Origin of the sequence: Pseudomonas sp. RA_35y_Pfl2_P32 (assembly GCF_963970735.1) — a bacterium.
In the GTDB taxonomy this organism is placed as follows: Bacteria; Pseudomonadota; Gammaproteobacteria; order Pseudomonadales; family Pseudomonadaceae; genus Aquipseudomonas.
In genome coordinates, this window is the sequence record NZ_CAXAQF010000074.1 from 1 (window position 1) to 879 (window position 879).

Annotated in this window: 1 protein-coding gene; it reads right to left on the reverse strand. The window is 57.8% G+C overall.

Annotated features, from left to right (window positions below; genetic code table 11):
* On the reverse strand, nt 1–879 hold an 879-nt coding region (locus tag AACY45_RS27120), incomplete at both ends, for an immunoglobulin-like domain-containing protein (RefSeq protein WP_339548503.1).

The window sequence follows — 879 nt, forward strand, 5'->3', positions numbered from 1 at the left end:
CGCCATTGCTCAGGGTGACGGTCAGGTCTTGTTTGAGGACCTGGTCGACCTTGACGGTGAACTTCGGTGCAGCATTTTCCAGTACGTCGCCGTTGCTTTCGATGGTGACGGTGATCTTGTCGCCGTCCGCACCTGGCTCGTCAGTCACGCTGGTAGTCAGCGTGGTATCGCCCAGGGTCAGCTTCTCGAAGTTGTTAGCCGAGACCGACTCGAGTTTGTTGACGATGGCGTCCTGACCGCCAGTGAAGATGTCGTCCTTGGCGGTGACCACAGCAGTGCCGGTGGTGCCATTGGCCGGAACGGTGATGGTGGTGCCGTCGGAGAGCTTGAAGGTCAGCTCGCCGTGGTTGCTCATCGGCAAGCCAGCAGCGTTGGTCAGGGTCACGGTGTAGGTGACGGAACCGCCTTCGGTGACGGTGGTTTTATCCACAGACAGAGTGGCGACCACTTCGGAGACGGTGTCGCCGACTTTAACGATGGCTTCGTTACCGAGAACCAGATTTTCGAAGGATTTGCCGTCGACTGCGGCGTCAGTGACGCCGAGTTTGATGGTTTCGCCGTCTTTGTAGACGTCATCACCTTGCGCAGCCAGCTCGTACGGAGTGCTGGTGGTGCCGGCTTTGATGACGACGGTATCGCCATTGCTCAGGGTCACGGTCAGGTCTTGTTTGAGGACCTGGTCGACCTTGACGGTGAACTTCGGTGCAGCGTTTTCCAGTACGTCGCCATTGCTTTCGATGGTGACGGTGATTTTGTCGCCTTCGTTAGCCGGATCTTTCGGATCACCCGAACCTGGTTCGTCAGTCACGCTGGTGGTCAGCGTGGTATCGCCCAGGGTCAGCTTCTCGAAGTTGTTAGCTGAGACGGATTCCAGCTTGT